Here is a 6,167-nt window from a genome sequence, read left to right on the forward strand (position 1 = left end):
GGCCGGAGTCAAGCCAGGCGGTGATCTGCTGTCGCCAAAAATCAGCACGTTCTTGAGTGGTCATAGTGAAAATCCAGCGAAGAGGTAATGGATTTCAAGTGTGACGAGCTGATTTTGGGAAAAAAAGATGCCGATTCAAGGGCGCTTACAAGAATGGTGGCATGGGAAGAACACAGAAAAGAGCAATGCATTCGCAGGAATGCATTGCTCAACTTCAGGCGCGGCACAGGCAGACTCTCTGGCCGCCAGGCAGTTTTTAGAAGGTCAAACTGGTCTGGATGACACCACCAAACTGATTGTTACCGGCATAGGTGCCGGCCAGGTCGAGGTGGAACAGATCGCCAGGAGAAATGCCCAAGCCCGCGCTCAGCGCATCATCCAGATTGTCCTTCAGATCGTGACGGTAACCGGCGCGCAGCTGGGCCCACTGCCACAGATCCCACTCGGCACCGAGCGCCATCATCTGCAGATCATCCTCACCGGCATCGAAGCTGGCATAGGTACCGCTCAGATCGGTGAAGCGCTTCTGGGCCAGCAGATCGGCATCGGCATTGAATAACAACTGGCCCCAGCGATAGCTGACGCCGGCAGTCGGTACGGTTGACAGCTCATAGGTCGCCTGCACGCCATTGGTCAGCGGCGCATCCAGATCCCGTTTGACCAGGTTCTTGATGGCAAGGCCAGCATCCCAGCCATTTTCCCAGCTGGCGGCCACACCGGCATCCAGGTTGAAGCCGTTCTCACTCGCTTGATACTGGTCATCGGTGATGTCACCGAAGTCGCTGTCGACCGCGCTGGCGACATAGTTGAGCACCTGCAGCTCCTGCGCCTTGGGCGTTACCCCGACCGATCAGCGCATGCCTTCGGCCTCGAAGACCTTGGCCAGCGTCACGCCAAACTCGCTAACCCCGGCCCCCATGGCGATGGCGCGCGACTGAACTTGCGACTCATCGGTAGGCAGCTGGCCGGTCAGGTCGTTGGCACTGATGTCGGCAAACGCCTGCGCATCGGCATAACCATTGGCCATCACCGCCACCGACAGCGCCTCAAACGGCATCGCCACCACCATGCCAGCCCCGGCACGGGCATAGCCGCTGTCACCCGACAGATCGGTCAGTTGGCCAACCAACTGGTCACTCTTCTGCTGCACGACGGCAGGATCGGCCCCCGGATTGGAGGCATAGGCGGTGTAATCATCATAACTATCACTCAAATCATCGACCTGACCGCTCAGGTCATCCTTGTCATACACCTCGGCACCCACCACCGGCAGCAGGATGCCAACATCATCATCCGCCTTGGCAAAGGCCAGTCGCGCCGGGTTATAGAGCGGGGCACTCAGGTAACGGGCACTGGCCACGCCGGTGCCGCCCATGGCCTCTTGCCGGGCCTCGAAAGCATAAGGCACCGCCATAGCCACCGAACTGACAGCGCCCAGCGCCAGTGTGAGAAACGAAAGGGTAAAACGTGAGGGCATCATAAAACCGTACTCCTTGATTATTAATAATTTTTCTGCCGAAAACCTTCGGCGTCACCACTCAGGCCGCAAGTGCCACCCACCTGCAGCCAAAAAACCAAGTCACTGTCCGCTACGCACCAACCGAAGCTGGCCGTAGTTGCTCTTACTGGCCCCAAAGGCGTAGCCATCGCTGAAGTTGACGCCCCAGGCGCTATTGGTATCACCCCCCGCCACGGCCGACGAACTCCAAACAAAATCACTCCATGGATTGGGGAAGCGCGTCAGATTAATCGTCGGATCTGCACACTGCTGTTCGACCAGGGAGCGAAGCTCCTTGATAGTGGGCACTCGCCAGACGCTAGCCCCGGCAAAACCGCCGCCGCTATTCACCGTTTGCGCCCGCTGCAATGCCTGCTGCCAGGTGAAGGCTTCGGCACTGCCGCTGGCGCAGTCGCTACCGGATTGCCCCTCTAGACACCGCTTCCATATCAGCCCGGTCTTGGTATCGGTGATGGTGCCATCGCCGTTATCCTGCAACTGGCTATTCGGTGTGCTGGCCGGAATCGACTCCGGTTGGCAGGTTTGGGCTTGCACAGCGTAACTCATCGCCAATAAAGTTAACCACAAACCGCCCTGTAACACTCTTGACATGATGCACTCCTGTTCAACAAGCATGATGGTGTAAAGGATTATCCACTCGGTAACAGCTAATACGCCGGACCAGGCGACGCTTTAACCCTCCACGCAGACAACCCGATTCAGTAATAGTGATATGGTCGACCCGCCATGGTCCCGCATCGGGATTGACCTTGGTCGTTCCGACATCAACTACCGAGAATTGATCCCATTCACAGCCTCGCTGCACCTGCAAACTGGCGGTCGGAAACTGACGTTGAAAGAACCGGATCTGGCTGTGATAGCCACTAATCTGCGATGGTGGAGGCAGCCAACGAGGCAACAGAGTACCGCTTTGCGCCTCGGCGACAGAAAATAACAACGCCAGCCAGGAGAATTCGGCAAAAATTGCACCACGCAGTCCCAGAGAATTGGCATGACTAAAATGGCCCCAATAACTGGCCAGAGTGCTCTGCAACTGAGTGAGCCACTCCTCTGTCAGCTGCAAAACGGCCTGTACTGGCCCGGTATGCCATGCGCCACGTTGCAGCACTTGCAAACGCTCACGCAAATGCGCTACCACCCGCCGCCGCACCAGACAGTGATGGGGGTAGACGATATAACCCAGAAAGTTGATACCGTGGGACACGGGCTGCAGCCGGACATCCGGGCGCAGGCGTAACTGTAACCGCGAGGCTAAAAACTGAGTAATCTGCTGATGCCAAGTGTGTAATTGGTCGGGCTCCTCGGCCAGCAACACCATGTCATCCACATAACGCAGGTAATAACGACACTTCAGCTGATGCTTGATAAATTGATCCAGCTCATTGAGATAAACATTGGCAAAAAACTGGCTCGTCAAATTACCAATGGGCAACCCTTTACCTACCCCGCCATAGCCTAAGCGTTTATGTGGCGGCACCTGTGCCAAGCGCTCGATACGACCGCGGTAACGAGCCTGACGCGTGGGGTCGTGGGTCAGCAAACAACCACATAGCCAAACCAGTATCTGATACTCAGCATCAGGAATCATCCCGGCACATTGTACTTTGGCCAGGCGCCTCTCGAGTAACGTCAGCAGATGTGGGCGATCTATGCTGTTAAAAAAATTGGCAATATCCAATTGCAAATACCAGCCATATCGCTGCCATCCTGGACAGTCAGCTTGGTGCTCCTGCTGGTTCATGGTGTCATATAAACTGTGCATGGCTGATTGCAGGCGCCGCACTGCCTTATGGGTACCCTTACCTAACCGATTGGAATACACATCATAAATAAACAGAGGTTCATAGAGCCGCTCTAGCCTCGGCACCAGCCAGTGGTGAACTACCCGATCAGCAAAGTCAGCGGCATAAATTTCTCGAGCCTTGGGACGCAGGACCACAAAACGAACAGAGGTGGAGGGTGTATAACTGCGCCGACTCAGAGCATCTTGGGTCGCGAACAGATGATCCAGCAATTGCATCTCGTAACGCTGGGCACTGGCAGTCCGCCGTTTACGGCACCGACACTGCACATACGCCAGATACAATCCTTGCCACCCAATCGCGACATTCATGTCACACTCCGCTACGCACCAACCGAAGCTGGTTGTTGTTGTTCTTATTGTTCCAATTGGTGTTGCCATTGTTGAAGTTGACGTTCCAGGCGTTATTGGTATTACCCGCCACGGCCGACGAACTCCAAACCCCGGCTAGCCAGAGAAGTTCACCCATTAGATCCATCCTCTCGGTAGGGCCTAACAGTTCAGACATGCCCAAAATGAATAACCGACCACACTTCGGGCCTCTCTGGCGCACAGTGACTCAGCACACTCCGGGCGCCGCGCGTCCGGATTCGGGCGGTGAAGCCTGAGCACGCCGCAGCCACCCTCCACTCTGTTTACCCACCTCGACCGCTAAACCCGCTAATTGTTCAAACTCGGCAAAATGCTGAAATAGCGCCAACTCCTTGGCTAGCTGCAACTGCAGCTTGAGATCATCAATAGCCCGCACCAACCGCAGCAACCAGCGGCAGACCCACTGCCGCTCGCGCCATGCCCGATGGATAAGGCGACAAATCAGCATCGCCTGCTGGCGTAGCTCGCTGCCGAGCGTGTACTTGTGATAACGCGGAAAACGTCTGACCACCCGCTCCACACTCAGTAACAATCGATTGGCATCGCGCCAGATGGGTACATTAATCTTCATAACAAAACGCCCAGTCACTGTCCGCTACGCACCAACCGAAGCTGGTAGTTGTAGTTCTTACCGTACCAACTGGCGCCGCCATCGTTGAAGTAGACGCCCCAGGCGTAATCGGTATTACCCGCCACGGCCGACGAACTCCAATAGACGTTTTGCTGCCTATCGGGGAAGAAATTCGTATCAATGGTCGGACCCGGATAGCCAATGCTGTAATCCACCAGCCCTTGCAACTCAACTGCCGTCGGCAACCGCCAGTCGTGATAGCCACACAGACCCGCAGCATTGACCGCCGCCACATAGCCTTGGGTATCGCAAGAGATGCCACCGCTGCAGCTGCCACCATTTTGCGTGCCGGCAGCACCGCCATTGGTGGTGGCATCCGGGTTATACCAGCTGTAGGTATTGACTCTATCGCGCAGGCCGCCGTCATCGGTATGGAGCTCCCACAACAGGCCGGTGACATTGTCTTTCACGCAGCTCCACTCGGGGGCCGAGGCGGCTAGTGCCTCACCGCTGGCATCGACCTTGGTAAAGCTGAAGCCGGCATGGCCATCACTGTCATCGTTGGCGCTGACATCGCGCCCCGACTCGGCATCCTGCTCCGGGAAGCCCGCCACCGGGCAGGGCAGCGACCAATTGCTGGCATCGGCACAGCTGGTGATGCCGGTGTCGTTGAGCTTGCCGGTGGCCACTGCCGCGATGCGGTTATCGACCGTGATGATCTGGCTGAGCGAGTGCTCACCGCCACGATCATCGGTGACCGTCAAGCTGACGGTGTAAGTTCCTGCCGCCTGATAGCTGTGCTGCGGCTTCTGCTCGGCGCTCTGGTTCGCCCCTCCCACTGCGGGCTCGCCAAAGTTCCACAGATAGCCAACGATACGCCCATCGGCATCCGTCGAGGTGGAGCCATCCAACTGCACCACCAGATGGTTGACCTGCGCACTGAAGCGGGCGATGGGCAACTGGTTGGCCGCCACCACGCTGACGCTGGCGCTCTGGTTGGCGGTCGCGCCCTTATCGTCGGTCACCGTCAGGGTGACGCTGTAGGTTCCGGCGGCGGTGTAACTGTGGCTGGCCGTCTTGCCGCTGCCGGTCGCGCCATCACCAAAGCTCCAGCTGTAGCTGGCAATGCTGCCATCGCTATCGCTGGCGGTGCTGGCATCAAAATTGGCAACTAAATCAGCCTCGGAATGAGTAAATGCAGCGGTCGGTGCCACATTGGGGGCCACCACGCTAACGCTGGCGCTCTGACTGGCGGTTGCGCCCTTATCGTCGGTCACCGTCAGGGTGACGCTGTAGGTTCCGGCGGCGGTGTAACTGTGGCTAGCCGTCTTGCCGGTGCCGGTCGCGCCATCACCAAAGTTCCAACTGTAGCTGGCGACGCTGCCATCGCTGTCGCTGGAGGGGCTGGCATCAAAGCTGGCGACCAAGTCCGTCTCGCTGTGGGTAAAGGCTGCGGTCGGCGCCACATTGGGTGCCACCACGCTCACGCTGGCGCTCTGGCTGGCGGTTGCGCCCTGGTTATCGGTGACCGTCAGGGTGACGCTGTAGGTTCCGGCGGCGGTGTAACTGTGGCTGGCCGTCTTGCCGCTGCTGGTTGTGCCATCACCAAAGCTCCAGCTGTAACTGGCAATGCTGCCGTCGCTGTCGCTGGAGGCGCTGGCATCAACGTTAACCAGCAGGTCAGTTTCACCGTGGGTAAAAGCAGCGGTCGGTGCCACATTGGCCGCCACCACGCTAACGCTGGCACTCTGACTGGCGGTTGCGCCCTTATCGTCGGTCACCGTCAGGGTGACGGTGTAGGTTCCGGCGGCGGTGTAACTGTGGCTAGCCGTCTTGCCGCTGCCGGTCGCGCCATCACCAAAGCTCCAGCTGTAACTGGCAATGCTGCCATCGCTGTCGCTGGA

The 6,167-nt window shown here is 57.9% G+C and carries 5 protein-coding genes and 1 pseudogene; all 6 read right to left on the reverse strand.

The window, feature by feature from the left end:
- Nucleotides 1-256: 256 nt before the first annotated feature.
- Nucleotides 257-1,480, reverse strand: a pseudogene (locus tag BN1127_RS22605) (conjugal transfer protein TraF).
- Between the two features lie 99 nt (nucleotides 1,481-1,579).
- Nucleotides 1,580-2,110, reverse strand: a complete 531-nt coding sequence (locus BN1127_RS02215; RefSeq protein ID WP_048824599.1) for an Lcl C-terminal domain-containing protein — start codon at nucleotides 2,108-2,110, stop codon at nucleotides 1,580-1,582.
- Between the two features lie 13 nt (nucleotides 2,111-2,123).
- Entirely contained in the window at nucleotides 2,124-3,632 is a 1,509-nt protein-coding gene (locus BN1127_RS21035; protein ID WP_197069611.1) for an RNA-directed DNA polymerase, read from the reverse strand.
- Nucleotide 3,633: 1 nt separating this feature from the next.
- Entirely contained in the window at nucleotides 3,634-3,789 is a 156-nt protein-coding gene (locus BN1127_RS21040; protein WP_197069612.1) for an Lcl domain-containing protein, read from the reverse strand.
- A 90-nt stretch (nucleotides 3,790-3,879) separates the two neighbouring features.
- Nucleotides 3,880-4,263 (reverse strand): four helix bundle protein, encoded by a 384-nt coding sequence (locus tag BN1127_RS02225; protein WP_042648327.1) that lies wholly within the window; start codon nucleotides 4,261-4,263, stop codon nucleotides 3,880-3,882.
- 14 nt (nucleotides 4,264-4,277) lie between these two features.
- Nucleotides 4,278-6,167 (reverse strand): Lcl C-terminal domain-containing protein (locus tag BN1127_RS02230; RefSeq protein WP_042648328.1); only part of this gene is annotated, 1,890 nt, incomplete at its 5' end.

The organism is Aeromonas media, from assembly GCF_000819985.1.
In the GTDB taxonomy this organism is placed as follows: domain Bacteria; phylum Pseudomonadota; class Gammaproteobacteria; order Enterobacterales; family Aeromonadaceae; genus Aeromonas; species Aeromonas media.